Annotated in this window: 21 protein-coding genes; 15 read left to right on the top strand and 6 right to left on the bottom strand. The window is 65.0% G+C overall.

Translation table 11 applies throughout. The features are described 5' to 3' along the window. The first annotated feature begins 48 nt into the window (after window positions 1–48). The 9 genes from WBP07_RS31870 to WBP07_RS31830 all read left to right on the top strand — a co-directional run bounded on the left by WBP07_RS31870 (window position 49) and on the right by WBP07_RS31830 (window position 10,928). Window positions 49–699, top strand: a complete 651-nt coding sequence (locus tag WBP07_RS31870) for a TetR/AcrR family transcriptional regulator (RefSeq protein WP_395397260.1) — start codon at window positions 49–51, stop codon at window positions 697–699. A gap of 213 nt (window positions 700–912) precedes the next feature. Beyond that, the gene (locus WBP07_RS31865; protein WP_395397259.1) at window positions 913–2,628 is read left to right on the top strand and encodes an FAD-binding protein; all 1,716 of its coding nucleotides are present in this window, start codon (window positions 913–915) and stop codon (window positions 2,626–2,628) included. Then, window positions 2,625–3,194 (top strand): CoxG family protein, encoded by a 570-nt coding sequence (locus WBP07_RS31860; RefSeq protein WP_395397258.1) that lies wholly within the window; start codon window positions 2,625–2,627, stop codon window positions 3,192–3,194. Before WBP07_RS31865 ends, WBP07_RS31860 begins: the two co-directional genes overlap by 4 nt. Further along, entirely contained in the window at window positions 3,191–3,604 is a 414-nt protein-coding gene (locus WBP07_RS31855) for a nuclear transport factor 2 family protein (protein ID WP_395397257.1), read from the top strand. Before WBP07_RS31860 ends, WBP07_RS31855 begins: the two co-directional genes overlap by 4 nt. Window positions 3,605–3,746: 142 nt before the next feature. Continuing rightward, window positions 3,747–5,168 (top strand): methyl-accepting chemotaxis protein, encoded by a 1,422-nt coding sequence (locus tag WBP07_RS31850; RefSeq protein ID WP_395397256.1) that lies wholly within the window; start codon window positions 3,747–3,749, stop codon window positions 5,166–5,168. A 150-nt stretch (window positions 5,169–5,318) separates the two neighbouring features. Further along, on the top strand, window positions 5,319–6,578 hold the full coding sequence (locus WBP07_RS31845) for an MFS transporter (RefSeq protein WP_395397255.1): 1,260 nt from the start codon (window positions 5,319–5,321) through the stop codon (window positions 6,576–6,578). Between the two features lie 209 nt (window positions 6,579–6,787). Then, window positions 6,788–7,108, top strand: coding sequence for a hypothetical protein (locus WBP07_RS31840; RefSeq protein WP_395397254.1), 321 nt, complete (start codon window positions 6,788–6,790; stop codon window positions 7,106–7,108). Next, a complete protein-coding gene (locus tag WBP07_RS31835) occupies window positions 7,105–10,011 on the top strand; it encodes a response regulator (protein WP_395397253.1) in 2,907 nt (968 codons plus the stop codon). The genes WBP07_RS31840 and WBP07_RS31835 overlap by 4 nt, the downstream gene beginning before the upstream one ends. Further along, window positions 10,008–10,928 carry a diguanylate cyclase gene (locus tag WBP07_RS31830; protein WP_395397252.1) on the top strand — a complete coding sequence of 307 codons (921 nt, stop codon included), beginning with the start codon at window positions 10,008–10,010 and terminating at the stop codon, window positions 10,926–10,928. Before WBP07_RS31835 ends, WBP07_RS31830 begins: the two co-directional genes overlap by 4 nt. Window positions 10,929–10,953: 25 nt before the next feature. Here the strand turns inward: WBP07_RS31830 and WBP07_RS31825 are convergent, their stop codons facing one another. The 3 genes from WBP07_RS31825 to WBP07_RS31815 all read right to left on the bottom strand — a co-directional run bounded on the left by WBP07_RS31825 (window position 10,954) and on the right by WBP07_RS31815 (window position 14,177). Further along, the gene (locus tag WBP07_RS31825; protein WP_395397251.1) at window positions 10,954–11,322 is read right to left on the bottom strand and encodes a DUF6356 family protein; all 369 of its coding nucleotides are present in this window, start codon (window positions 11,320–11,322) and stop codon (window positions 10,954–10,956) included. Between the two features lie 45 nt (window positions 11,323–11,367). Then, window positions 11,368–11,601 (bottom strand): hypothetical protein, encoded by a 234-nt coding sequence (locus WBP07_RS31820; protein ID WP_395397250.1) that lies wholly within the window; start codon window positions 11,599–11,601, stop codon window positions 11,368–11,370. Window positions 11,602–11,921: 320 nt separating this feature from the next. Further along, window positions 11,922–14,177 (bottom strand): fused MFS/spermidine synthase, encoded by a 2,256-nt coding sequence (locus WBP07_RS31815; RefSeq protein WP_395397249.1) that lies wholly within the window; start codon window positions 14,175–14,177, stop codon window positions 11,922–11,924. Between the two features lie 600 nt (window positions 14,178–14,777). Between WBP07_RS31815 and WBP07_RS31810 the strand changes: the two genes are divergently transcribed. Then, window positions 14,778–17,141: a TonB-dependent receptor gene (locus WBP07_RS31810; protein ID WP_395397248.1), complete on the top strand. Its 2,364-nt coding sequence runs from the start codon at window positions 14,778–14,780 to the stop codon at window positions 17,139–17,141. 55 nt (window positions 17,142–17,196) lie between these two features. On the opposite strand, the gene WBP07_RS31805 is transcribed toward WBP07_RS31810, so the two are convergent. Next, window positions 17,197–18,090, bottom strand: coding sequence for a LysR family transcriptional regulator (locus tag WBP07_RS31805; RefSeq protein ID WP_395397247.1), 894 nt, complete (start codon window positions 18,088–18,090; stop codon window positions 17,197–17,199). A 124-nt stretch (window positions 18,091–18,214) separates the two neighbouring features. Here WBP07_RS31805 and WBP07_RS31800 point away from each other — a divergent pair, with 124 nt between their 5' ends. Next, the gene (locus WBP07_RS31800; RefSeq protein ID WP_395397246.1) at window positions 18,215–19,012 is read left to right on the top strand and encodes an SDR family NAD(P)-dependent oxidoreductase; all 798 of its coding nucleotides are present in this window, start codon (window positions 18,215–18,217) and stop codon (window positions 19,010–19,012) included. A 57-nt stretch (window positions 19,013–19,069) separates the two neighbouring features. On the opposite strand, the gene WBP07_RS31795 is transcribed toward WBP07_RS31800, so the two are convergent. Then, on the bottom strand, window positions 19,070–19,945 hold the full coding sequence (locus WBP07_RS31795; protein WP_395397245.1) for an aldo/keto reductase family oxidoreductase: 876 nt from the start codon (window positions 19,943–19,945) through the stop codon (window positions 19,070–19,072). Window positions 19,946–20,045: 100 nt separating this feature from the next. Between WBP07_RS31795 and WBP07_RS31790 the strand changes: the two genes are divergently transcribed. Together WBP07_RS31790 and WBP07_RS31785 are read left to right on the top strand one after the other, a co-directional pair. After that, window positions 20,046–20,963, top strand: coding sequence for a LysR family transcriptional regulator (locus tag WBP07_RS31790; RefSeq protein WP_395397244.1), 918 nt, complete (start codon window positions 20,046–20,048; stop codon window positions 20,961–20,963). Continuing rightward, complete coding sequence (locus tag WBP07_RS31785; RefSeq protein ID WP_395397243.1) at window positions 20,960–21,475, top strand: hypothetical protein; 516 nt, start codon at window positions 20,960–20,962, stop codon at window positions 21,473–21,475. Before WBP07_RS31790 ends, WBP07_RS31785 begins: the two co-directional genes overlap by 4 nt. Here WBP07_RS31785 and poxB read toward each other — a convergent pair. Then, window positions 21,470–23,209: a ubiquinone-dependent pyruvate dehydrogenase gene (gene poxB, locus WBP07_RS31780; protein ID WP_395397242.1), complete on the bottom strand. Its 1,740-nt coding sequence runs from the start codon at window positions 23,207–23,209 to the stop codon at window positions 21,470–21,472. The two genes, WBP07_RS31785 and poxB, sit on opposite strands and share 6 nt — an antisense overlap. A gap of 298 nt (window positions 23,210–23,507) precedes the next feature. Here poxB and WBP07_RS31775 point away from each other — a divergent pair, with 298 nt between their 5' ends. Further along, window positions 23,508–25,316, top strand: coding sequence for a diguanylate cyclase (locus tag WBP07_RS31775; RefSeq protein ID WP_395397241.1), 1,809 nt, complete (start codon window positions 23,508–23,510; stop codon window positions 25,314–25,316). Between the two features lie 88 nt (window positions 25,317–25,404). Continuing rightward, window positions 25,405–26,976, top strand: coding sequence for an EAL domain-containing protein (locus WBP07_RS31770; protein WP_395397240.1), 1,572 nt, complete (start codon window positions 25,405–25,407; stop codon window positions 26,974–26,976). The last annotated feature ends 4 nt before the right edge of the window (window positions 26,977–26,980 follow it).

Below are 26,980 nucleotides of genomic sequence, written 5' to 3'. Positions count from 1 at the left end.
CTGTGAGTGGCGAAGGTGAAGCGAGAGAGGTTTCCGATTTTGGCGAAAGTGGCGGTTCAGGCGGGGGCGAAGGATACGAAACGCGCGCGGGGACGGCCGCGCCTGGAAGATGCAGCGGCGATCGAGGAACGGCTTCTGGATGTCGCTCTCGCCGAGTTTCTGGCCCACGGATATGGCGGGGCATCGATGCGGCAGATTGTTCGGGCGGCGCAGATGTCGCGCACCACGCTCTATGCCCGATACCCGTCTAAGGAGGCGCTGTTTCGCGCGATCATGCAGCGGCAGATCGAACGGCTTTCGGCCTTCGCCGCGCTCTCCACCGCCAATGGCGTGCTTGGGCTGGAAGAGGGGCTGGAAAGCTACGCGGACCGCAGCCTTGCGATCAGCCTTGAAGGCGACGGCCTGATGGTCAACCGCCTTATCCATGCCGAAGCGCATCGCTTCCCCGAACTGGGCGCGGCGGCGGCGGAGCGCACCGAACTGGGCGTTGCGCAGATCGCATGGTTCATCCGCCAGCGCGCCGATGCCGACGGCATTCCATGCCGCGATCCTGTGGCCATCGCGCGGGGTTTCATCCTGATGCTGCGGGGCTGGTATGTGAACGTCATGCTGGACAATCGCCCGGTCGCCGAAGAGGAGCGCCGCGCATGGGCCAGGCAGGCCACGCGCATCCTGACCGCCGGACGCGCAGAATGGTGACCCGCTGCCCATCGCCCCGGCGTTGCCCGCCCAAACCGCTTGACTTGCAACGCGCTTAAAAGAACCATCCGGCCTTATAAATCGGCGCTTCCACCAAAGCGCACCCGAACGACACCTAGAACGACATTGCGATGACTTTGCCGGCCCCAAGCGGCTCGGAAGAATGCTGGACGAAGGCGCCGGTAGGCGTCCGCCACGGGAGAGGAGAACAGCATGATCGAAAACCTTCCACCCCGATGGGACATGGAAGCGGATCTGGTCGCCATCGGCTCTGGCGGGGGTGGTCTTGCCGCCGCGATCACCGGGCACGATCATGGTATCAGTGCGCTCGTGCTGGAGCGGGCCGATCAGGTCGGCGGGGTGACCGCGCTGTCGATGGGGGAGGTCTGGATCCCGGGCAACCACCTTGCGGCTGAGGCTGGCATCGCAGACTCGGCGGAAAGCGGCTTCCGCTATGTCCAGACCCTGTCGATGGGATACGGCAACGATGCGGCCATCCTGAACCAGTCGCTGCACGGCCCGGTCGCGTTGCGCTGGTTCGAGGAGCAGATCGGGCTGAAGATGGCCGTGATCCACGGCTGCCCCGATTACTATTTTCGCCATAACAACGATGCGATCAGCGAAGGGCGTTATCTGGAAGTCGTGCCGTTCCCGGCCGAGACGCTGGGCGAATGGCAATCCCGCACGCGGGTTTCCGCGCAAGTGCCTTATGCCTTCACGCACGAGGATATCTTCAAGGGCGGCGGCACTGCCAACATGGTCCAGTGGGACTATGGCCTGATGGCAGAGCGTCTGGGCAAGGATGAGCGTTGCCTTGGGCCCGGTCTGGCTGCCTACTTCGTGAAGGGGGCGCTCGATCGCGGCATTCCGCTGGAAACCGGGGTTGAGGTGGTGGAACTGATCGGCGACGGCCACCGCGTGGTCGGCGTCCGTGCGCGGCGCGATGGGCAGGACCTGTTCGTGCGCGCGCATCGCGGGGTGGTGATCGCGGTCAGCAGCTATGAACGCAATCCGGAACTCGCGAAGACGCTGTCCAACCAGATCGATCCCGTTTCCATGGTAATGCCGTCGGTCGATGGCGCGCATTTGCGCATGGCGGGGCAAGTGGGCGCACGGATCGCCCGCGTTCCCGATCCCACCAACCTGGGCATCCACATTCCGGGCGAGGAACTGGAGGACGGCGTGCCGCTCTGGCGCGGATCGCTGCCGTTTCTGGGCCTGCCGCACACCATCGTCGTCAACCGCGCGGGCCAGCGCTTTGCGGACGAATCCTTCTACCGCGCGCTCTATTACGCGGTGGACGTGATCGATGGCGCCAGCCAGACGCACCCGAACTTCCCCTGCTGGGTGGTGTTCGACGCGCAGGCGCGGGCCAAATACCCATTCGGATCGGTTCCGCCGGGCGCCGACCTTCCCGAAGGGCTGGCCGTCAGCGCGGACACGCTGGAGGAACTGGCGCTTCGCATCGGCGTGGATCCCGGCGGCCTTGCGGAAACCGTCGCCCGCTTCAACCGCGATTGCGAAGGGGGCGAGGATACCCTCTTCGCGCGCGGCACTTACCCCTGGGCATCGGTGATGATCGGCGACATCCACCAGAAACCCAATGCCAACCTCGGCCCCTTGCGCGAGGGGCCCTATTACGCGGTGGAACTGAAACGCATGGGCGGGGGCGGGATCGCCGGCACCGGCCTTGTCGCCGACCATCACTGCCGCGCGGTCGACTGGAACGGCGATGTGATCGACGGGCTCTACGTCGCCGGAAACTCGATGGTCCGCTTCGATAACGGCGCAGTGATGCAGAGCGGCATGACCAATGCGCGCGGGATGACCCACGGCTACCTTGCCGGGCGCCACGCCGCCGGAAATCCCAGCGACCTGTTCGAACGCGTCATTTCCGGCGAGACTCCGGCCGAAGCGCAGCCGGCATGATCGAGACCGAGCAGAGCGTCGCGATCCTTCGCCCGATCGAAAAGGTCTGGCGCCATGTCCGCGATATCGAGGGCTGGGCCAGCCTGATGCCCGGCCTTCAGTCTTGCGAGGTACTGGATGAGGACCGCTCTCGCTGGACGCTGAAAGTGGGCGCGGGCGGGCTGGTGCGCACGGTGAAAGTCATGGTCGAAGTGGACGAGTGGTCCGGGCCCGGCCTCGTCCGGTTTCGCTATCGGCTGGACGGCGATCCGGTGGAGGGCGGCGGCACTTATAGAGCGCGGGCGCTTGCCGGGGGCGAGACCGAGGTTGTGCTGCACGTGCAGGTTATCGGTAGCGGGCCGATGGCGCCGATGTGGGAGGCGCTGGGCAAGCCGCTGCTGCCGCAATTCGCGCGCAGTTTCGCAGCGCAGCTCAAGGCCCGGATCGAAGCTGGCGATACCGCGGCGGTCGAGGTCATTTCCCAGCCCGAGCCGGCCCGGCACGGCGGCCTTACGGGCTGGCTGCGCGCACTTTGGCAGCGGCTGACCGGCCGGTCGAAACCGATGATCGAGGGAGAGGCGAAATGACAGAGGACAATAAGGCCGTCGTACTGCGCTTCATCGCGGCGATGGGCGCGGGAAGGGCGGCAGAGGCCGAAGCCTGCCTTGCACCCGATGCCTTCACCATTGCCAAGGGCTATACGAAGTTCGCCGGTCGCCGCGACCGGGACGTGATGATCGGCACGATCGAGGCATTCAACAGCATGGTCCCCACCGGCCTGCGCCCGACGATCAAGACCGTGACCGCCGAAGCGGACCGCGTGATCGTGGAATGGGAGGGCGACGCCGTGACCAGCGCGGGCACTGCCTATCGCAACCAGTATTGCATGGTGTTCTTCCTGAGCGACGGGCTGATCCGGCAGGTCAACGAGTATTTCTGCACGATCCATGCGGACCAGGTGCTCTGGCCGCTGGTGGAGGCGATGGGCGCCGGTTGACGCGCCTTCCTTGCAGAATCGTAACCATGCGCGGCCGCCGACTACTTGAATGCCCGTATCGGCCATAGCGGCAATCCTTCGCAAATCCCCGGTAGATCGCTGGCTCGCCCGAGGCATTCCGTCCTCGTGGGGAAATGGGTCAGTGAGGCCGACGATGTTCAACTGGTTCGAGAAATATGCGCCGATCAGGGCCAAGTTCCGCACCCTGTTCTATCTGCATGGGCTGTGGGGCCTGCTCTCGACAGGCGGCGCGGTGCTTGCCGCGCGACATTTCAGCACGTTCGGGATCGGGCTGGCGGCTGCGGCGCTGGTCGCGTCGCTGTTGACCGTGAAGGTCAGCGGCAAGCTGATCTGCGACCCCTATGTTGAGACCGTAGTGCGCATGGAAGGTCTGGCGGCAGGCGATCTCGCCAGCCCGATCCGGTTCACCGACCACAGCGACTGCGTGGGCCGGATGACCAAGGCCATGGCGGTGTTCCGGGACAATGCCGTGCAAATTCAGCTCAACTCCACCCGCGAAGAGATGGTGGAGGCGCTGCAGCAGGGCCTGCTCGCGCTTGAAGGCGGAGACATGACCGTCAAGCTGGAAACGGCCTTTGCGGAGGAATACGAGAGCCTGCGCGCCAGTTTCAACCGCACCATCGTCGGGCTGGAGGCGAGCATCGCGCAGGTCGTGACTTCCGCCGAATCCGTGCGCACGGGCTCAGCCGAAATCCGCTCTGCATCGGACGATCTGGCACAGCGGACAGCAACCCAGGCGGCGACGCTGGAGCGGACGTCCGCTTCGATGAAGCACGTGACCGGAATGGTGGAAGTGACGGCACGCAGCGCCGGCGAAGTGCGCATCGCGGTTGGCGCGGCGCGCGGCGATGCCGACGATGGCGCGCAAGTCGTGCGCAATGCGGTTACCGCGATGGACGCGATCGAAAAGAGTTCGATGCAGATCAACCAGATCATCGACCTGATCGACGGCATCGCCTTCCAGACCAATCTGCTGGCGCTGAATGCAGGCGTGGAGGCCGCGCGGGCGGGCGATGCCGGCAAGGGATTTGCCGTGGTCGCCAACGAAGTGCGGGCGCTGGCGCAGCGATCGTCCGATGCCGCGCGCGAAATTCGTGCGCTGATCACCACATCGTCCACGCAAGTGGCCCAAGGCGTCGATCTTGTCGGCCAGACCGGGCGCATGCTGGAGCGGATCGGCACGAAGATCGCCGAGATCAACACCCTGGTCGATGCCATCGCGCAAGGCGCCGAGGTGCAGTCCGAGAATTTGACCGAGATCGGCGGGGGCGTGGTCAGCATGGACCAGATGGTCCAGCAGAACGCCGCGATGGTGGAGCAGACCGCCGCCGCCGCGCGCGGCCTGGCCTCCGAGGCGGAAGAACTGGCCGAACTGACGACGCGCTTCCGGCTGAAGTCCGGTGGCAACGCCCCCGTGCGGCTGCTGTCCCGGCGGGGCGCGCCGGTGCCGGCTATCGCCCCGCCCCGCCACATGCCGCTGCCGGTGAGCGGAAACCTGGCGATCAATCCCGCGCATTCCGGCGAGGATTGGTCGGAATTCTAGACCTCGGCCGTCTCGCGCCGGTTTCCGGGCACTTTCCCGGCAACCGGCGCGTCTTCGAAACCCGCCCGAAGCGATTGTTTTGCCGTTCCGGCACTTGTCACGCGCGCCCTGACCCGGCAGCAGCGGCGGACATCCCCGACGGAGCGCACATTGACCCGGCCCAGGCATCCCCTGTCGTATCCCGCCTTTCGGCTGTTCTGGGTGGCACGGATGTGCACGACGATGGCGCAAGGCGGCATGGTCGTGGTGCTGGGCTGGCAGGTCTATGAGGTCGCCCGGCAAACCCGCAGCATAAAGGAGGCGGCGTTCCAGCTCGGCATAGTCGGGCTGGTGCAGTTCATTCCGCTGTTCCTGCTGGTGCTGGTGACAGGATGGACCGCCGATCATGTGGACCGGCGGCAGATCGCGCGCCTGTGCAGCGTGGTGCAGCTTGGCTGCGCGCTGCTGCTGGGCTGGCTGAACCTGACGCAAGGCGTGACGCTGGGGGCGCTGTTCGGGGTGGCCGCGCTGTTCGGCGTGGTCCGCGCGTTTTCTGCACCGGCCCTGGGCGCGCTGGCGCCCGATTTGGTGCCGGCCGACGTGCTGCCCAAGGCCATCGCCACCAATTCCATCGCCAGCAGGCTGGGCGCCATCGTCGGACCGGCATCGGTCGGCTTCCTCTACGCGGCCGGGCCGGTGACACCCTATGCCTTCTCCTCGGCCCTGTTCGCGTTGGCGCTGGTCTGCCTGATGGGCATCGGGCCGGTGCCGCTGACCCGGAGAAACCAAGGGGTCAATCCCTGGCAGCAGATGATCGAAGGGGTTGCCTATGTCCGCCACCATCCGCTGATCCTGGGCGCGATCTCGCTGGACCTGATGGCGGTGTTGCTGGGCGGGGCGACGGCGCTGCTGCCGGTCTTCGCGCACGACATCCTGGGCATCGGGCCGAGCGGGCTTGGCACCTTGCGCGCGGCGCCGGCGCTGGGGGCGATGCTGGCGGCGTTCTGGTTCTCGTGGAAACCGCTCGATCGCGGGGTGGGGACGAAGATGCTGGCGGCTGTGGCCATCTATGGCGTGGCGATCCTGGTTTTCGGCCTCTCGCGCTGGCTGCCGCTTTCGCTGCTGTGCCTGACGGTGTCCGGCGCGGCGGACATGTTCTCTGTCTATGTCCGCCAGTCGCTGATCCAGCTTTCCACCCCGCAGGACATGCGCGGGCGAGTGGGGGCGGTATCCTCGCTGTTCGTTTCCGCCTCGAACGAGTTGGGAGAGGCGGAATCGGGCTTCGTCGCGGCGCTGATCGGCCCGGTGGCCACCGTCATCGTCGGCGGGGCGGGGGCCATCGCGGTGACGCTGATCTGGTCGCGGCTGTTCCCGGCTTTGCGCCGGGCGCACACCTTTGACATCCGTCCCTTCGTTCCGGCGCGGAAATAACCGGCCGGTTCAACGCTTGCCCCCTTTTGGCGGGGGAAGGATAAAATATATTTTTCTCCGACTGGGGAATACGCGATCCTACTATATTTACGATTGTAACACCGTTACTTAGCTAAGCTCTAACATCCGGGGGGATTGGCAGGGCCATGCAGTTGCAAAAGCACGGGAATCACGGGATGGAAGCGCCAAGGCCGAATAGCCGGCCGCGCTTGCGCGACCTGTTCCCGGCCTTCCTGATGCTGGGCGCCCTGATGGTGGGGCTGCTGGTCGCGTCGCTGGGCGGTGCCGCGCAGGGGCAGGGCTACCTCGTCGTCGCCCCGCCGGGCTGGACGCTGGGCCGCACCGCGGACCTGGTCCGGGCTTCCGGCGGACGACTGGTCAGGCCCGGCGGATTTTCCAACGTGGTGATCGCCGCATCGGCCGATCCTCATTTCAGCCAGTCCCTGAAAGGCTCCGGCGCGCTGCTTGCCCGCCGGGTTCCGGGCCCGCTGGGCTGCACCGTGCCGAGCAAGGGGGGCAAGGCATCATGAACGACGAGATCGAGGCGCTTCGCGGCAGGTTCGGCCGCTTTCTGGTATTCCTGTTCTGGCTTCACGTGCCGCTCCATGCGCTGGTCGCGCTGATCCAGGGCGAATCCCCGCTCTACGCCGCGCTGGCCGGAACGGTGCTGGCCGCCTCCTACCATCTGATGTGGGCGCTGCAGGGGCCGGCGCCGGCCACCCGCTACCTTTCCGCCGTTGCCTTGATGGGTGAGGCGGCGATCCTTCTGTTCCTTCTGCGGGGCCATCCCTGGCAGATGGACATGCACATGTACTTCTTCGCGATGCTGGCGCTGACCATCGCCTGGCTTGACAGGCAGGCGATCATCGTTGCGGCCCTGGCCGTCTCGCTGCATCACCTGATCCTGCTCTATATCCTGCCCTACGCCGTGTTTTCGCAGGCCGGCACGGTGGAGCGCGTGTTGCTTCACGCCGGGATCGTGGCGTTCCAGACGGCGGTGCTGGTCTGGCTGAACGGCATGCTGATCGCCAGTTTCCAGCGGATCGGCCGGATGAGCGACGAGATCATCCAGAAGAACGTCGCGCTGGAAGAACGCACGCACGAGGCGGAAGAGGCGACGCGGGTGAAGAGCATGTTCCTTGCGAACATGAGTCATGAAATCCGCACACCGATGAACGCGATTCTGGGCTATGGCCATCTAATCGGCCACACCAATCTCGACGATCGCCAGCGCGACTATGTGGAGAAGATCAAGGGCGCAGGCTCCTCACTGCTGCGACTGATCAACGACATCCTCGACTTTTCGAAGAACGAGGCCGGCAAGCTGGTGCTGGAAATGCACGACTTCGACTTGCGGTCGACGATCGCCGATCAGGTCCAGCTGGTTTCGTTCGACGCGCAGGCGAAGGGCGTGCGCGTGTTCACGCATATCGGTCCGGACGTGCCGGCGGCGGTCTGCGGCGATCCCCTGCGACTGGCGCAAGTGGCGATCAACTTGCTCAGCAATGCGGTCAAGTTCTCCGCAGGCGGGCGTGTGGAGATCGGGCTGGAAGTCGTCGAAAGGCGCAGCGGGCCGGAGGGCGAGCGGGCCGTGCTGGAACTGGTGGTGGCCGACGACGGCATCGGCATGACCCTCCAGCAGCAGGCCGCGCTCTACAAGCCGTTCTCTCAGGCGGACAATTCCACCACGCGGCGATTTGGCGGAACCGGGCTGGGGCTGGCGATCTGCAAGCAGATATTGGAACAGATGGGCGGCTCCATCTCGGTGCGGAGCGCGCCGGGCAAGGGCAGCACCTTCACTTGCCGGTTCGAGATGGCGGAAGCGGGCGCTCTGCCGACGAGCCGCACCCTTTCGTTCGACCAGATCCGTTCGCTGCGCGTGCTGGCGACGGACGATAACGCTGCTTCGCGCGAGATCGTGCAGGGCATCTTCGGTCATTGGGGCATGCGCATCGACCTTGCCGCTTCGGGCGAGGAGGCCCTGGCCGCCTGCACCGATGCCAGTGCGCGCGACGTGCCGTTCGACCTGGTGCTGATCGACTGGAAGATGCCGGGCATGGATGGCATCGAATTGGCCCGCATCCTGCAGCAGCGGGCCGGCGATGGCCCGATGCCGGTAACCCTGATCCTAACGGCCTACAGCGTGGACGAGGCCATGGCGGAGGCGCAGGGCATCCCGATTTCGGCCGTTCTGGCGAAGCCGATTGATCCGCAGGCCCTGCTGGACACGATCACCATGCTGTTCGCGCACAAGGATGCGACGGTAGAGGCGATGCCGCGCGAGGAAGTGCGCCGCAACCAGGTCGATCCGCACTTGCGGGGGCAACGCGTGCTGCTGGTAGAGGATAACGAGATCAATCTGGAGATCGCGACCGAACTGCTGACGCAGGCCGGGCTGGTGGTCGACCCCGCCGTCAACGGGCGCATTGCCTGCGATCTGGTGGCGCGACGCGGAGACACTTACGCCGCCGTGCTGATGGACGTGCAGATGCCGGAGATGGACGGGCTGGAAGCCACGCGCCACATTCGCGGCAGCCGCCCGCTGGGCACCCTGCCGATCCTGGCGATGACCGCGCATGCCTTCGAGGAAGAGAAGAACAAGTGCCTCGATGCCGGGATGGACGATCATATCGCCAAGCCGGTCTCGCCCGCCGCGCTGGTCGCGCTGCTGAACCGCTGGCTGAAACCCGTGGTGCCCGAAACCGGCGCGGCGGGTCTGGGCAGCCGCACGGCAGCGGCCGATCCGGCGCTGCTGCTTCCCGCAGAGCTTGCGCCGTTCGATCTCGCTACCGCGCTGGAACGCGTGGGGGGCAAGGCCGCACTGCTGCGCCGCCTGATCGTCAGCTTCGGAAAGGACTATGGAGAGGTTGCCACGGCCATGAACGATGCGCTGGCGCGGGGTGAGCCCGAGGATGCCAGAAGGCGCGCCCATGGATTGCGCAGCGTGGCCGGCTCGCTTGGCCTCCACGAAGTCCAGTCGCGCGCGACCGATCTGGAGCAATTGCTGCTCCTGCCCAGCAGCGGCCGGGCGGCCATCGACACGGAAATCGCCGCACTTGATGCAGCCTTGCGGTCCGCCGTTGCCGCGGCAAGGACGCTGGAAGTACCGGGCGCGGGCGCGGAGATCGCTCATGACGCGGCTGCCGCCGATCCGGAACGGGCCGCGCAGGCGCTGGCGGAACTGCGCGGCCTGCTCTTGCGCCGAAGCCTGCGCGCGCGTGAGGCCTATGACAAATTCGCCAGCGCATCGGGCGTGCCGGTGGCCGAGCGCAATCAACACCCGCTCTGTGCGGCGGTGCTCCGCCTCGATTACGCCGCGGCGCTCGATATCGTGGACCGGATCGACGGCCGCGCGGAAGCCGAGTCATTCGGCGATGGATTTGATCCGGATGCACCTGCCGTCAACTTCGTCGCGCAAAGGAATAATTCGTGAACAAGGCGACGATCCTGATTGTCGATGACGATCTGGCCAATATCGAAATCATGAATGCCGTGCTGGAAGACGAATACGACGTCTGCTTTGCGAGTTCGGGTGAGGATGCGCTGGATGTGGCGCGCGCGGTGCAGCCCGATCTTGTCCTGCTGGACGTAGTGATGCCCGGGATCGACGGCTTCGAGGCCTGCCGCAAGCTCAAGACCGATCCGCTGCTGGCGGACGTGCCGGTGATCTTCACCACCGGGCTGGGCGATGCCGAGGCGGAGATGCGCGGGCTATCGATGGGCGCGATCGACTACATCACCAAGCCGGTGCAGCCGGCGCTGCTGCGCGCGCGGGTGGCCAACCATGTCGAACTGAAGCGGATGCGCGACCGTCTGGCGCAAATGGCGGTTACCGATGCGCTGACGGGGCTGAGCAACCGCCGCCATCTGGAAATCGACCTTGCGGCGGATTGCGGGCGTCTGGCCCGGACGGGGGAATGGCTTTCCGTCATCATGATCGACATCGATTTCTTCAAGCAATTCAACGATACCTACGGGCATCAGGCCGGAGACCGGTGCATCATGATGATTGCATCCGCGCTCACCCGCGCGATCCGGCAGTTGAGCGGGAAGGCGGCACGCTATGGCGGAGAGGAGTTCCTTTGCGCGCTGCCGGGCGTCGATCCGCAATCGGCCGGTGAAGTGGCGTTGGAGATCAAGCGGCAGGTCGATGCCCTGTGCATCCCCCACAAGACATCGCGGATCGGCCCGCAGGTGACGGTGAGCATCGGCGTTGCCTGTGCGCGTTGCGTGGACGGCATGGCACCGGATCACTGGATCGCAGAAGCCGATGCGCAGCTCTACAAGAGCAAGTCCTATGGGCGCGACCGGGTGACGCTGGATTGCTTCGAGGGCGCCGCCTCACACTGAGGGGCGGCCGATACTCCACCAGGCGTCAGATTTCGTATTCGAGATGCCAACCCTGCGGTGGGACTGAATGAGCGTCCGATGAGGGCGGTCGAAGGTTGGCCGGTTGGCGATGGGCCATTTCACCGTGCAACTTTTTGACCATGTTGCTGCCGGTGCGGGTCATCAGCCCGGGAACGAAGCCATGCAGCATCGTTCCCAATCCGGCCACGATCATCAGCAGGCCGAAGCGATTGGCGACGTACCAATGCTCGCCATAAGTTTCGTTCACGGTGCGGGGATGATCCAGGAACAGTTTCCCGAGCATTGCCATCTCCTGTCCGGAAGGGGATCGCCAAGGGGATCGCCGGTACCGGCGGCGGCGCGGGTTGCGGAAAGCCCGCACCGCCGTCGGCATGGTTTAGCCGGCCGTCTGGACGACCGGCATGGCGGGGCCGACCGTTCAGGCGGTCGGCGGATAGGGATGCAGGCCGAAGACCCATTTGGCGCGCAGTTCCTGCGCGCGGTCTGCCAGCAGGACGCGGGCGTCGTGCCCGGCCATTCCAGCCTGGTGTGCCGCATCGATGGCGCGATTGAGTGCGGCCTTCATGTCGGCGAAGACCGCAAGGGCCACGCCATGGAGAGTCACCGCCCAGTTATCGCCCTGCGGGGAGACGTGATAGTCGTTCTGTGCCATGTGCCGTTTCTCCTTTTCGCATCAGCGCCGATCCTATGGCGGAAACTTGCATTTCCCTTGCCATGATACCGGAAAGCCTTGGCCTTTTGCCGGCGCCGATAGGGTTTCGTAGTCTCGACATGGTGCTGCCGTTGTCGACTTGCACGTCAGGTTTGTCGGAGCTTGGGAGATCCCTGCTCCACATTGTCAACCATACTGGTGGACAATGTGCTGTCAATAGGATTCGCGGGGCCTGAGGGGGGCCTTCCTGCCGCTTGTCGCGCGCCGTAAACAGGTCATCGGCACGACGTTTGCGGCTTTCGACGAAGGAGGGTGCCCCGTTACCAGCTCCCCGCGAGCCGGTCCCACCGAATATAGGGCAAGATCGATGCATGGTCATCGGTCCAGGGCTGCGCCGACCCCTCGTGCGGCACGGTCCATGGCATGTCCGGCCGGGCGCGGGCCATCCGGTCCAGCATGGTTCCGTCCTCGGAGAGGGCGATCCAGCGCGAGGGGGTGTAGCGCTCCGTGTCGTCGGGGATGTCCAGCCGCGATAGCGCCGCCAGTCCTTCGGCGCGGGCATTGGCGGCGACCACGGGCGCAAGGTCGATATAGCGGTTGGAAATGTGGAGCAGCAGCAGGCCATGCGGGCCCAAGGCCTTGAGATAGACGCGCATGGCCTCCCGCGTCAGCAGATGCATCGGGATCGCGTCCGAGGAGAAGGCGTCGATCACCAGGACGTCGAACGAATCGGCGGGAAGCCGTGCCAGCTCGATTCGCGCATCGCCGATCACCACGCGCGCATCGGGCGTGCAATCGCGCAGGTAAGTGAAGCGGCCGGAGGTGGAGAAGCGCAGGACGACGGGATCGATCTCGAAGAACGTCCAGTGCTGGCCGGGATGCGACTGGCAGGCCAGCGATCCGGTGCCGAGGCCGACCACGCCCACCCGGGCCTGCGTTCCGATCGCCGCCGGCGCGGCCGCGAGCGCCAGCGAAACGCCGGAGCCGGGGCCGTAATACGTCAGCGCGTCATGCGCGTGCGTGGGGTCCAGCGACTGTTCGCCATGCAGGGTGGTGCCGTGGGCCAGCGTGCGCATCCGCTCTTCCGGGCGATCGTGGACCGTGTAGATGCCGAAATAGCTGCGCGTGCGTTCGCCGTTCAGGCTGGCGCGGATGGTCCAGATGCCACCTTGCGCGACCATGGCCAGCGCCAGCACCGCCACGAAGGCCCAGCGCCATGCCATGACCATGATGCCGGTGCCGACAAGGAACACCGTCAGCACCAGCGCGACCAGTTCGCCATCGGTGTGCAGGGCATATTGGTAGAGTTGCCAGGCCAGGAACCCGGCGAAGGCCAGGAGCAGGGCCAGCGCGATCCGAACCGGGCCGCGATCGGCTCCGCCGTTCTCGCTCCAGCGCAGCAGCGGGTCGAGCGGCATCAGCAGCGCCCCTGCAAGTGTCAGCAGCGGGTGTTCCCACGCCCAGTCGAACAGCAGCGGCGCGGCGAGGGCGGTGAAAACGCCGCCCAGCGCGCCTCCCGCCGATAGTACGAGGTAGAACCGCGTCAGCTGCGCCGGACCGGGGCGCGCGTCGTAGAGGCGGGCATGCAGCGCAGTGGCCACGCAGAACAGCAGCAGGCAGGTCGCCCCTGCCATCCACAACCCGCCCGATCCGTTGGACACCATCGCATAGCTGCCCGCGAACAGCACCACGACCGGCGCGATGCGGCTCACCGCAAGGGCACCGCCGCGCCGGTCCGCAAAGGCGATCACGAAGCTGAGCAGGTAGAGGCCCAGCGGGATCACCCAGAGCAGCGGCATCGCGAAGATGTCGGTCGTCAGATGCGTGGTGGTGGAAAGCATCAGGCCGGAGGGAACGGCCGAAAGCGCCAGCCACAGCACGATCCTGCGCCAGCCTATCGGCCCGGCGGTCATTCCGCGTTCGCGCGCACCCGATCGCACCGGCAAGGCAAAGCGACTGGCGCCGGCCAGCGCCACGAGCACGACCAGCAGCATGAACCCCGCCGACCAGACAAGGCTCTGCCGGCGCAGGCTGAGCAGGGGCTCCGCCACCAGCGGATAGGCCAGCAGCCCGGCAAAGCTGCCGAGGTTCGACGCGGCATAGAGCGCCCACGGCGCCCCAGCCTGCGGATCGGCGGCGAACCAGCGCTGCATGAGCGGGGCCTGCGCGGAAACGGCGAAGAACACCGGGCCGATGGAAAGGCCCAGCAGCAGCGGCACCCACAGTTCCTCCGGCAAACCGGAAACCCGCGTCATGCCGGCAAGTCCCACCGGCAGCGTCAGGCCCGCCAGCGCCAGCAGGGCGATATGGATCGTGGCCTGCCGCCTCAGGGAGAACCGGCCCAGCCAGTCCGCATAGGCATAGCCTGCCAGCAGCAGCGCCTGATAGACCAGCATCGCGCTGTTCCACACGTTGGGGGCGCCGCCCAGCCGGGGCAGCGCCATGCGCGCGATCATCGGCTGGATAAGGAACAGCAGGAAACTGCCGAGCAGGATCGTAGTGACGAACAGGCCGCGCGCCGGGCCTTTCGGAGCGGAGATGCGGCCGGGGGCAAGGCTGCTGTCGGCGAGGGGCATCGGGGCTGTCTATCGCATTGCGGGGAGGGGATAAAGCCGCCGCCTGTTAGGCCGACCCGGGTGGTTCAACGATCCGGTGGGATCGGTTTCCAACATGTCTCCAAGCCGGCCATTGCCGGACGGCGGCGCGCTGTCCGCATCCAGGCGGTAGGTCACGCCGTCCATCGTGATGGCAATGTCTTTATTGTCATCCAGCCCTGAAACATGCGGGTGAAGGGCCTCCAACCCGGCAGGGTCCTCAAACAGCCGGCGTGCTGCCGCTGCCGTTCGGGCTGGGCAGAAAACGTCAGCACGGGATGCCAGACTTGCGCGGCGGATTGCAAAATCATCGCGGCAGAAGCGTCGTCGCGTTTCCTCCACCTCCTGTTTCCCAAGACCGCGCCAGCTTCTCAAGCTAGCCCCCGATGTCGTTCCATGTCGCTGCCATGGCCCTGCCATATCGCCGCCAAGTATTCACCGCGAATGGTGTTGTATCTATATCACTGGGGCGCGAAATGTCGGCAATCTATTCATATTCTTTGAAATGACATGGGAATGTCATCGGATTGCCTCCGAACAGGAGGACCACCCCGCACGGTTCCAGGGTGGAGTTCTTTCCCAATGAAGACAGTCCAGACCTCTCGCCTGCTTGCAGCAGGTGTCTCGCTTCTTGCCTTCACTATCGCCGCACCGGCTTTCGCGGCCGACGATACTGCTGCGGGTGTCACTACGGGTGCGGCCGATCCCGCAGCCGATGCCGCCGCAACCGGCGCGGACGGATCGGGCGGCGAAATCGTCGTCCTCGGCTTCGGCGAAACCCGCCAGACGCAGACCGTCAGTGCCGAGGATATCTCCCTGCTGACGCCCGGCACATCGCCGTTGAAGGCGATTTCGAAGCTTCCGGGCGTGAACTTCCAGTCGGCCGATGCTTTCGGCAGCTACGAATGGTCCGCCCGCATCTCACTGCGCGGGTTCAACCAGAACCAGCTTGGCTTCACGCTGGACGGCGTGCCGCTGGGCGACATGAGCTATGGCAATTACAACGGCCTCCACATCAGCCGCGCGATCATCTCCGAAGACCTGGGCGCCGTGACGGTCAGCCAGGGCGCGGGTGCGCTGGGCACGGCATCGACGTCCAACCTGGGCGGCACGCTGCTGTTCACCTCACGCGATCCCGGCCACACGATGGATATCGCCGCCAGCGGCACGTACGGCAGCGAGGACACCGTGCGTGCCTTCGTGCGCGTGGACAGCGGCGATTTCGGCCCGTTCCGCGCCTCCGTCTCCTATGCCCACATGGATGCCGGCAAGTGGAAGGGCGATGGCGCGCAGAAGCAGGACCAGGTCAACGCCAAGCTGGTGGGCGATCTGGGCTTTGGCCGCCTGACCGCCTGGGTCAACTATTCCGACCGCCGCGAGAACGACTATCAGGACATGTCGAAGGCGATGATCGATCGCCTCGGCTACAACTGGGACAACTTCGCGCCGGACTGGAAGGCGGCCTATACCGCCGCCGCCGTCTACCAGAACCAGCAAGTGGCAGCCGGTGGAACGCTGCCTTTTCCCACTTACGGCACCACGTTCACCCAGCCTGTCGAGACGGTGGACGATGCCTATTACAACGCCGCCGGCCTGCGCCGCGACTGGCTGGGCAGCGTGAAGTTCGAAACGCCGCTGGACCGTCCGCTGCGCTTCTCGCTCCAGACATATTACCATGACAACCACGGGCAGGGCCTCTGGTGGACGCCTTACGTTCCCAGCCCGACCGGCGCGCCGCTCTCGGTCCGCACGACCGAGTACGACATCAACCGCGCCGGCGCGATCGCGACGATGAACTGGGACGTCAGCTTCAACAAGCTGGAGCTGGGCGCCTGGTACGAAAGCAACGATTTCCGTCAGGCCCGCCGCTTCTATTCGCTGGACAATACGCTGGACGGCAGTTCGCGGGATTCGCTGGAATTCCAGACCAATCCCTTCGCCACGCAGTGGGATTACAAGTTCCAGACCAACACGTTCGTCTACCACGTGTCCGACACCGTGGACATTGGCGATGCGCTGACGATCAGCGGTGGCTGGAAGGGCATCGACGTCGTCAACAAGGCGAACCCGATCGTCCAGTCCACCTACCCGGCCGGCAGGATCAAGGCCAACGACATGTTCCTGCCGCAAATCGGCGCGGTTTACCGAGTGACCGGCCAGGCCGAACTCTTCGCCAGCTATACCGAGAACATGCGTGCCTTCGTTTCGGCCGTAACCTCCGGTCCGTTCTCGACCACGCAGGCGGGCTTCGACTCGATCCGTGACAATCTCAAGCCAGAGACGTCGCAGACCTTCGAAGGCGGCGCGCGCTTCCGTTCAGGGCCGTTCCAGGGCTCGCTCGCGGGCTACTACGTCAATTTCAACAATCGCCTGCTGGCGATCACTTCGGGCCCCGGCATCCAGGGCAATCCCAGCGTCCTGGCCAATGTCGGATCGGTCCATACTTATGGGTTCGAGGCGGCGGCAACGATGCGCCTGCCGGCCGGGTTCAGCGCGACGGCATCCTATGCCTACAACGTGTCCAAATATCAGGACGACGTGGCTGAAGGTGGGCTTGACGACGAGGGCAAACCCATCGTGATCCCTACCGATGGCAAAATGGTGCCGGATAGCCCGCGTAACATCGCCTCGGCCGAACTCGCCTATACCGGCGATATCCTGTTCGGCCGGATCGGCGGCAACTACATGTCTAAGCGCTACTACAGCTATACCAACGACGTGTCTGTCGGCGGCCGCTTCCTGCTGGACGCCTCGCTGGGCGCCAAGGTGCCGGCAGGCCACGGCTATCTCTCGGGCGTGGCGCTGGAGGTTTCGGTGACCAACCTGACCGACAAGAAGTATGTCTCCACCGTGGGGTCGAACGGCTTCACCAACACCGGGGACTCGCAGACCCTGCTCACCGGCGCACCGCGCCAGTGGTTCGTGACCCTGCGCCGCGGCTTCTAAGGCCCGCGATCCGATCGGGGCCCGTCGCTGCGGCGGCGGGCCCTTTTCGTATCTGTCAGGGCAGGCGCAATTCGGTTTCCAGGAAATCGAGGAAGGCGCGGATGCGTGAGGCCAGTCGCTGATGGCCGACGAAGAGGGCGTGGATGTCCTCGTGATCGCCCGGATTGTAATCGCTCAGCACTTCGACCAACCGGCCCGCAGCCAGATCGGCAGCGACGTGAAAGCGGCCGAGGCGGGCAATCCCTCCGCCCGCGACGGCCATCAGCCGCACCACTTCGCCCGAATTGCCGTGGAATGCCCCCTCGACCGGCCGTTGGACCAGCGCACCATCGATACGGAAGGGCCAGGTATCGAGCGAGCGGCGGAAGCTGAATTGCAGGCAGGAATGGCCGGCAAGCGCGCGCGGATGGTCCGGCAGGCCGCGCGTCGCAAGATAGCCGGGGCTGGCGACAAGGACCATGGCGCTGCGGCCCAGTTTCTTTGCCTTCAGCCCGGTATCGCGCAGAGGACCGATGCGAATGGCAACGTCCGCGCGGGCCTCCACCAGATCGACCAGTTCGTCGGAGAGCGAGAGATTGACCTGAACAGAAGGGTGCCGCGCCATGAACCGGGGGAGGATCGGCAACAGGCATTGCGTGCCGAACGGCACCGAACTGTTGATCCGCAACGGCCCGCGTGGGGCATCGGAGGGTCCGGCAAAGCCGCGCTCCACTTCGTCCACTTCGGCGATCAGCCCCGCCACGCGTTCGCGATAGACCTCACCCTCCGCAGTAAGCGACAGCGCGCGGGTGGTGCGGGTGATCAGCAGGACGCCGAGCCGTGCTTCCAGACGGGCGATCGCGCGGCTGACGGCAGAGGGTGTTATGCGCAGCGCCCGCGCGGCACCGGCCAGACTGCCGGTCTCCGCCACGGCAAGGAAGATCTGCATTTCGCCGAAGCGGTTGTCCATCGCGATACTCGTGATTCAAATGCAATTCTGAGATGCCTCACTCCGCTCTAATCATCAATTGCCGATCCGCCTATCTTCCGGTCTCCTCCCTCCCAAACCTCAATTCATTCTAAGGAATTCCCGCATGGATCTGAAATTGAACGGCAAGACCGCGCTCGTTACCGGATCGACCGCCGGGATCGGTCTTGCCATTGCCGAGCGACTGGCCGCCGAAGGCGTCGATGTCGTCATCTCTGGCCGCAATCAGGAGAAGCTGGATGCGGCCGCCGCGCAGGTTGGTACAGCAAGCGCCAACGGCGGCAAAGTGCGCGCCGTGCTGGCCGATCCGGCGACGGCGGAAGGCGCGGAAACGCTGATCGCCGCCGTTCCAGAGGTCGACATCCTGGTCAACAACCTCGGCATCTATGAAGCCAAGCCCTTCACCGAGATCACCGATGCCGATTGGCACCACTTCTTCGAGGTCAACGTGGTCAGCGGCGCGCGCCTTGCCCGCCACTATTTCCCGAAGATGCTGGAAAAGAACTGGGGCCGCGTGATCTTCATTGCCAGCGAAAGCGCACTGGTGATCCCGGGTGAGATGATCCACTACGGCATGACCAAGACCGCGCAGCTGGCCATCGCCCGCGGTCTTGCCGAACAGACGCGCGGCACCGGCGTTACGGTCAATTCGGTGATGCCCGGGCCGACGCGTTCGGAAGGGATCGTGGAGTTCATCCGTTCGGTAGTGGACAACAAGGACGCCCCCGAGGCCGAGCGTGAGGCGGAATTCTTCGCCAAGATGCGCCCGCTCTCGCTGATCCGCCGCCTGATCGAGGCCGACGAAATCGCCGCGCAAGTGGCGCTGCTGGCCAGCCCGCTGGGTGCGATCACCAATGGCGCGGCAATCCGCGTCGAAGGCGGGATCGTTCCCACGATTGCCTGAAACTGGCGCCTGAAAACGCATGCTCCGGCGCGCCCGATCGCGCGCCGGAGCATCGGCTTATGCCGCAGCCTCAGCTATGGCATCGAGCTGCGCCTTGACCGTTTCGGGCAGTTCCAGTTCCGCAGCCGCCAGATTCTCGGTCAGATGGGCAAGGCTGGAGGTCCCAGGTATCAGCAGCAGGTTGGGCGAACGCGCCAGTAGCCACGCCAGCGCCACTTGCATCGGCGTGGCGCCAAGCCCGGCAGCGATATCCCCAAGCGCGTCCGACTGGATCGGCGTGAACCCGCCCAGCGGGAAGAACGGCACATAGGCAATGCCTTCCCGCGCCAGGCTGTCCACCAGCGCATCGTCGTGCCGGTGGACGAGGTTGTACTGGTTCTGCACCGTCACCACCGGCGCGATCTTGCGCGCCGCATCGATCTGCCTGGCAGTCACATTGCTGAGGCCGAGGTGACGGATCAGCCCCTGCTCACGGAGCTTCGCGAGAGCCGAGAACTGCTCCTCCAGTGGGCCGTCCGCCGGGGCATGGACATCGCCCATCAGTCGCAGGTTCACGACGTCGAGCCGTTCCAGCCCCAGATTGCGCAAGTTGTCGTGCACCGCCTGCGTCAGCTCGGCGGGGCTCTGCGCGGGCAGCCAGGACGCATCGGCGCCGCGCACCGCGCCCACCTTGGTTACGATGACGAGGTCTTCGCGGTAAGGATGCAAGGCCTCCCGGATGATCTGGTTGGTGACGTGGGGGCCATAGAAATCGCTGGTGTCGATATGATTGACGCCGGCCTCCACCGCCGCGCGCAGGACGGCAAGGGCGGCATCCCGGTCTTTCGGCGGCCCGAACACGCCGGGCCCGGCCAGTTGCATGGCGCCATAGCCCATGCGGTTGATGATGAGGTCTCCCATCCGGAAGGTGCCGGCGGCGGCAAGGTCGTTCATGTGCCATCTCCTGAAGGAACGACCGGGATATGGACTTCCCGGCAGCGATCGATAAGCCGGGTCATTCGGCACAGCCTGTACGGAAAATTGTACAATCCCCATGGAACTGGACGACCTCTCAGCCTTCGTCGCGGTCGTGCGTGCGGGCGGGTTTCGGGAGGCAGCGCGGATATCGGGCCTTTCCGCCTCCGGGCTGAGCGAAGCGCTCCGCCGGCTTGAAGCGCGGCTTGGCGTGCGCCTGCTCCATCGCAGTACGCGCAGCGTTTCCCCCACCGAGGCAGGGAGCCAGCTTTTCGAGCGACTTTCGCCCGCATTTGCGGAAATCGGCGCTGCGCTGGACGCGGTGCAGGCGCAGACTGACGAACCCGCCGGAACCCTGCGCCTGAATGTGCCGGCCAATGTCGCGCGGACGGTGCTTCCGGCCATCGTGCCGGACTTCCTCAAGGCCTATCCGCATATACGGATGGAAGTCACCGTGGAGGACAGCTTCGTCGATATCCTCGCTTCCGGCGCCGATGCCGGCATCCGTTATGAGGAACGTCTGGAGCAGGACATGATAGCCGTGCCCATCGGCCCGCGCACGCAGCGGATCGTCACGGCGGCGGCGCCGGCGTACCTCGCGGCGCATGGCAGCCCCATGCATCCGCAGGACCTGCTCGATCATGCCTGCCTGCGCCTGCGCTTCTCCAGCGGCGTACTGGCGGTATGGGAGTTCGAGAAGGACGGCGATGTCGTGCTGGTCGATCCGCAGGGCCCGCTGCTGATAAAGCCGGGTTCGGCGTCCGACCTGATCGTGGAGGCGGCAGTGGCTGGGTTGGGCGTGGTCCACCTGTTCGAGGATTGGCTGCGGCCCCGCCTGGATGACGGCACGCTGGTTACGGTGTTGGACGACTGGGCGCAGTCCTTCTCGGGCCCGATGCTCTACTATTCGGGCCGCCGCCATTTGCCGCCGGCTTTGCGAGCCTTCGTCGATTTCGTGCGATCGACCCCTACCGATTTTGAGAGAATGTCAGGATGAGATTGAATTCCGTTCAACGCAACGCGTTGTTGGCGTCCATGATCGGGGGCGCTCTGGTTGGCGTGGCACCTGCTACCGCTTCGTCCGGGGGAGCTATCCAGCCGATCATCATCACCGATGTCGATATGTACGAGTGGGCGGCATCGTCGACTTTGCGATTGGACACGCGATCGGGGCGTTACTCGAAGATCTGGCGCGCGGGAGGTCTCCCGGCCGGCGTACCCGTGCCTCCACCCGAGGACGGCGTTCTGACGGGCGAGATGCTCCAACGCATTCGCTCGATTGCCGCCAGAACGATCTCCACATGGAAAGGCGGGCACACGCACAAGGGCGGGTGCGATGAATTGATGCCTGTATCCAGCGTGCCCCGGTTGAAAATCGTATGGGGCAGAAACGTGCTTTCGAACGGCCGTTGCTGGACGCCTGAAGAATTTGAATTCCGGCGTGTCATTGAGGAATACTTCGCGAAGGATCGAAAGCGGCAGGCGGCCCCGGTCCAGCGCGCCCTATAACCTCAGGTTGGTTCGGGCGAGTTCGGCCACTTCGTCGCCTCTGCCATTGAGCACGGCCTTGAGCATGTAAAGGCTGAAGCCCTTGGCCTGTTCCAGCTTGATCGCGGGCGGCATGACCAGTTCCTGCGCGGCGGTGCGCACGTTGATGAGGGCAGGCCCGGCATGGGCAAAGGCGGCGATCAGCGTATCTCGCAGGGTTTCTGAACTTTGTACGTCAAAGCCCTTGATTCCAGAGGCTTCTGCAATGGCGGCAAAGTCCGGATTTTCCAGTTGTACGTTGACGTCGAGGAAGCCGCCGGCCTTCTGCTCCAGCGCAACAAACCCGAGCAGGCTATTGTTGAAGATCACGATCTTGATCGGCAGGTCGAGTTGGCGGACCGACAGCAGATCCCCCATCGACATCGCGAAACCGCCATCGCCGGAGAGGGAGATTACCTGACGGCCGGGGTTCGCCGCCTGTGCGCCCAGCGCTTGCGGCATCGCGTTGGCCATCGATCCATGGTTGGCGGAGAACAGCAGGCGCCGCTTGCCGGTCATCTTCAGGTAGCGTGCCGCCCAGACCGTGGGGGTGCCGACATCGGCGGAAAAGATCGCGTCCTCATCCGCCAACTCGCTGATGAGGCTGGCCAGATATTGCGGATGGACCGGGCGGCCGGGCTTGTCCGGCACGGCCAGTTCGTCAAGGCTCTTGCGGGTATCGAGGTAGTGCTTGCGCGCCGCATTCACAAAGCGCCGGTCTTCCTTTCGGGCGATGCGGGGCAGGGCCGCGGCCAGCGTCTCGCGCACGTCTCCCACAATGCCCAGCATCAGCGGCGCGCGCTTGCCAAGCTGCCCGGGATCGCGGTCCACCTGGATGATCCGGGCGCCGGCGGGATAGAAGTTGCGATAGGGAAAGTCGGTGCCCAGCATCAGCAGCGTGTCGCAATTCTCCATCGCGTGATAGCCGGAGGAGAAGCCGATCAGGCCGGTCATGCCGACGTCGAAGGGATTGTCCCACTCGACATGCTCCTTGCCGCGCAGGGCGTGGACGATGGGCGCGCCTAGGGTTTCAGCTAACGCGATCACTTCCTCATGTGCGCCGGCGCAGCCTGCGCCGCACAGCAGGGTGACCGCCTTCGCTTCGGCCAAGCCGGAGACGAGCCGGTCGATCCCCTCATCACGCGGGACGATGCGCGGGGGATGGAGCGCCGGAAAGGCCGCGTTCGCGCCGGCGGGTGCATCTGCCAGTGCCACATCGCCCGGCACTACCACAACCGCGACACCTTGCTGTCCGATCGCAGCGCGCATTGCTCTATGAAGAATTTCAGGCATTTGCCTTGGATTGGTAACAAGTTCCACGAAGTGACTGCATTCGCGGAACAGTTCCTGCGGGTGGGTCTCCTGAAAGTAGCCTAGCCCGATCTCCGATGAGGGGATATGCGCGGCGATGGCCAGAACCGGGGTGCGGTTGCGGTGGCAATCGAACAGGCCGTTGATCAGGTGGAGGTTGCCCGGCCCGCACGATCCCGCGCAGACGCCAAGCCGGCCCGTCATTGACGCATCGGCCCCGGCGGCGAAAGCGGCGACTTCTTCATGACGGGTCATCATCCAGCGGATGCTGCCGAGTTTGCGCAGGCTTTCGTTCAGGCCGTTGAGACTGTCCCCGGTAACGCCCCAGATGCGTTCCACCCCGGCGGCGGCAAGCGTTCGGGCGATCAGATCGGCGATGGTCATGTTGGCGGTCATGTTGGGCATGCACGAGTCTCCAGATGCAGGGACGGCAGATTCGGGGCCAGTAGTCTTAGGTCCAGGGCGAGGACATCACGGCCTCTGCCGGTAAAGGACGGTTCGTTGGCCGGGCGACGCTTCACCGGGCGCCGTGCCGACCCTAACGCATGAGCCGGGTCGAAGTTCATCGCCACGGTCGGGATTGCCTGCCGGGCGGAACTTCGGCGATGGCGCTGCTCCCTTTACCCGAGAAACTCATGAACTTGCGTGATCGTACACCATAAATGGGCACGAATTGATAACCATGTGCGTTTAGCCTCGGGCCATGCGTATCGCGACGATCACGAACTGGGCTTATGCCGCAACGGTCTGCCTGACTCTTGCAGCGGGTGTCACGATGATCCTGGCCTCCAATGCCGACCGCGTCGAACGCGATGCGGTACGGCAGCGGGGCCTGTTCGACGAACTTGCCGCCGAGATAGAGACGGACCTTTCGGAGCAGACCGATCAGGCCCGGCTCTATGCCGTCTCCGGCGATCCCAGCCACGAAATCGTCTACAACCGGACGCTTGAGAGCATTGGCCCGGTGGAGCAGCGCGTTCGCCGCCTGCGGGACAACGGCGCCAACGAGCAGGAGCTTCACGCCCTGAAGGACGCGCTCATTCAGGCGGCAAGCCTGGAGGATGAGCAGCGGGCCGCGATCACGGCCACCAAAACCGGCGACAACGAGACCGCCCGCAAGATCGTGTTCGGGCCGGAGTACGAGCGCGAACTAGAACGCACGCATTTCCAGCTGGGCCGATTCCGCTATTTGCTCGATCAACGGTCTGATCAGGCGGTCGATCAGGCGGCCGTGGCCTCACAGCGCCTGCGGACTTTCTCCGAGATCATGGTCGGGATCACCGCCGCGCTGTTCCTGTTCGTCCTGTGGTTCATCCTGAAGCGGCGCATCCTAAAGCCCGTCGTCAGTCTGAGCGACGTGGTGAACAGACTGGCCGAACAGGATTACGAAGTGGAACCGCCGCTGTTCTCGCAAGTGGACGAGATCGGCGACATGGCCCACGCCATCCGCATCTTCCGGGAAAACGGGCTGGAGCGGCAGAAGCTTGAAAAGCAGCGCGATGCCGACTGGGCCGTGCGCGAACTGCTGGCCCGCATGGCCCAGCGGTTGCAGGGCTGCGAGTCGGTCAACGATTTGCTCGACATCGTTCGCCTGTTCGTTCCCAAAATCGCGCCGGAATTCGCCGGCCGCCTCCATGTTCTGGATATGCGCCGCGCGGTCATGGTCTGCGCCGCCGAATGGCAGGGGCCGCTGAAGGGAGAAACCAGCTTCGTTCCGGACGATTGCTGGGCGCTGCGGCGCGGGCAAGTGCACATTCCGGGCAGCAAGCTTACCGATGTGCCTTGCCGGCACGTCGCGCCGGAAGCCGTGAGCGCGACGATCTGCGTGCCGCTGGCCGCGCAGGGTGAAACCATCGGGCTGCTGGTTCTCCAGAATCTCACCGGCGCACATGAGCCGGACGAGGCCATGCTGACCTACATCGAACTGATGTCGGAAACGATCGGCCTGGCGCTGGCCAACCTCAATCTACGTCAGGAACTGCGCGCCAAGGCGCTGTTCGACCCGCTGACCGGCCTGCGCAACCGTCATGACCTGGACGAAACCCTCGCGCGCCTGATCGCTGAGGCGGACGCCGCGGGCAGCACGCTGTGCTGCATGATGCTGGATATCGACCATTTCAAACGCCTGAACGACAAGTTTGGCCATGATACCGGCGATCTCGTAATCCGGTCGGTGGCCGGTGTGCTGGCAGGGGTGCTGCGCGACGAGGACCTTGTGTTCCGCTATGGCGGAGAGGAATTCCTGATGCTGCTGCCCGGCCTGGACGAAGCGCAGGCCCTCGAACGCGTCGCGCTGATCCAGGACAGGCTGGCCCAGATGAATCCGGTGGACCACGGCCATTCCGTGGAGGCGGTGACCCTTTCCATCGGGTTGGCGATCTATCCCCGTCAGGGCAACGCGCGCAGCCTGATTCCAACTGCCGATGCCGCCCTTTTGCGAGCGAAAGCGACCGGGCGGGACCGCGTCGTCATCGCTGCCGACCGGCAAGGCGAAGCCTTTGTCGATGCGTAAAAATGTCCGCGCGAAATAGCTAACGAAACTCCATGTAGCAAGGCGCGGCAATTCTGACATAGTGCCGATTATGCAACGCCGCCGGATCGTGATTATCGCAGGTCTTCTGGCGGTTCTGGCTGCCCTGGTTCCGCTCGTCGCGATTGCGGGATATGCACGAATCCGGGCGATGAAGGCCGAGCAGGCCCATCTGCTGGAATATGGCGACTGGACGCTGAAGCGGGCCGATCACAGTATCGATCAGGCGCGTGACGTGTTGGGCAAGTTGCAATCGGAAGGTTGGCACGATTGCTCTCCGGCGCATGTCGCCCGGCTGCGGCTGCTCACTATCGAGGCGGCTTCCGTAGACGATATCGGCTTTTTCATCGACGGCAGGCTGGCCTGCACCGGATCGGGCCCGGTCGCGGCGCAATTTCGCGTTCCCAAAGGCGTTCCCGATACGATCCTGCCGGGTGGCCTCGGCCTCCATCTCGACGTGCGTCCCGCCGTGGCGGGTGCCTCACGCATGCTGGCGGTTTCGCGGGGCGACTATCAGGTGCTGATGAGGCCGGAGCGGCTTGTCGACGTGCTGACCGACACTTCCATGATCATTGGCGTGGCGACGCTGGATGGCCGGGTGATCGCCATCAACGGGCATCTCGATCCGGGCATTGCCGACAGGATCGCGCGGGGCGGCAAGTTCGCCCGGTCGGAACCCTATGTCTCCGCTTCGAAGCGCGACGCGATGCTGCGCGCCTTTGCGATAACGGACCGGTCGCTGGTGGAGGCGCGCGTCGATCGCGAGGTGTGGTTGCTGATCCCGTTCGGTCTGGTGATCTCCGCGATCCTGTTGGGGCTGATCTTCTGGGTTTCCCAGCAGCGCCTTTCGCTGGAACGGGAACTGTCCCTCAGCATCCGGCAGCGGGAATTCCGCGTGTTCTATCAGCCGATCATCGAGCTTTCGTCCGGATTGTGCGTAGGCGCGGAGGCGCTGCTGCGCTGGCAGCGGCCGGACGGATCCGCGGTGCATCCGGACTTCTTCATTCCGCTGGCGGAATATCACGGTGTCATGGACCGGTTGACCGACCTGATGATCGACGGCGTGGTGACCGATCTTGCAGAGATGCTGCGGCGTGAGCAGGGCCTGCATATCGCCATCAACATATCCGCGGCCGACATGCAAAGCGGGCGTTTCCTGCCCGTGCTGGATCGCGCCATCGCCGTGACCGGGGTGTCGCCGGCCCAGATCTGGCTGGAGGCGACCGAACGCGGATTCATGAATGCATCCGCCGCACGGCGGACCGTCGATGCCGCAAGGGCAAGGGGACATCTGGTCGCCATCGACGATTTCGGCACCGGCTATTCCAGTCTTTCGCTGCTGGAACGGCTTCCTCTCGATGCCCTCAAGATCGACAAGTCGTTCGTGGAGGCCATCGGCAAGGGCGCCGCGACCAGCGTGGTGGTGCCCCATGTGATCGAGATGGCGCACGGACTGGGCCTGCACATCATCGCCGAAGGCGTGGAGACGAAGGAACAGGAAGCCTATCTGCGCGAGGCTGGCGTCGAGTACGTGCAGGGATGGCTTTACGCCCGGGCGCTTTCTGCACCGGAATTCAGGGCATTCTTCGAAAAGACGAACCGTGGCCGCGTGTCGCCGTCCTTCCGGCCGGTTACCGCCTGACCGC

The sequence above is a fragment of the Novosphingobium oxfordense genome (assembly GCF_044029435.1).
Classification (GTDB): Bacteria; Pseudomonadota; Alphaproteobacteria; order Sphingomonadales; family Sphingomonadaceae; genus Novosphingobium.
This window is presented reverse-complemented; position numbering and strand designations above follow the sequence as displayed.

Bases quoted from the DNA above. Each gene is read 5' to 3' on its own strand.
- WBP07_RS31865 (WP_395397259.1), top strand. From the start codon at position 913: ATGATCGAAAACCTTCCACCCCGATGGGACATGGAAGCGGATCTGGTC.
- WBP07_RS31860 (WP_395397258.1), top strand. From the start codon at position 2,625: ATGATCGAGACCGAGCAGAGCGTCGCGATCCTTCGCCCGATCGAAAAG.
- WBP07_RS31855 (WP_395397257.1), top strand. From the start codon at position 3,191: ATGACAGAGGACAATAAGGCCGTCGTACTGCGCTTCATCGCGGCGATG.
- WBP07_RS31835 (WP_395397253.1), top strand. From the start codon at position 7,105: ATGAACGACGAGATCGAGGCGCTTCGCGGCAGGTTCGGCCGCTTTCTG.
- WBP07_RS31825 (WP_395397251.1), bottom strand. From the start codon at position 11,322: ATGCCGACGGCGGTGCGGGCTTTCCGCAACCCGCGCCGCCGCCGGTAC.
- WBP07_RS31820 (WP_395397250.1), bottom strand. From the start codon at position 11,601: ATGGCACAGAACGACTATCACGTCTCCCCGCAGGGCGATAACTGGGCG.
- WBP07_RS31815 (WP_395397249.1), bottom strand. From the start codon at position 14,177: ATGCCCCTCGCCGACAGCAGCCTTGCCCCCGGCCGCATCTCCGCTCCG.
- WBP07_RS31810 (WP_395397248.1), top strand. From the start codon at position 14,778: ATGAAGACAGTCCAGACCTCTCGCCTGCTTGCAGCAGGTGTCTCGCTT.
- WBP07_RS31805 (WP_395397247.1), bottom strand. From the start codon at position 18,090: ATGGACAACCGCTTCGGCGAAATGCAGATCTTCCTTGCCGTGGCGGAG.
- WBP07_RS31800 (WP_395397246.1), top strand. From the start codon at position 18,215: ATGGATCTGAAATTGAACGGCAAGACCGCGCTCGTTACCGGATCGACC.
- WBP07_RS31795 (WP_395397245.1), bottom strand. From the start codon at position 19,945: ATGAACGACCTTGCCGCCGCCGGCACCTTCCGGATGGGAGACCTCATC.
- WBP07_RS31790 (WP_395397244.1), top strand. From the start codon at position 20,046: ATGGAACTGGACGACCTCTCAGCCTTCGTCGCGGTCGTGCGTGCGGGC.
- WBP07_RS31785 (WP_395397243.1), top strand. From the start codon at position 20,960: ATGAGATTGAATTCCGTTCAACGCAACGCGTTGTTGGCGTCCATGATC.
- poxB (WP_395397242.1), bottom strand. From the start codon at position 23,209: ATGCCCAACATGACCGCCAACATGACCATCGCCGATCTGATCGCCCGA.
- WBP07_RS31775 (WP_395397241.1), top strand. From the start codon at position 23,508: ATGCGTATCGCGACGATCACGAACTGGGCTTATGCCGCAACGGTCTGC.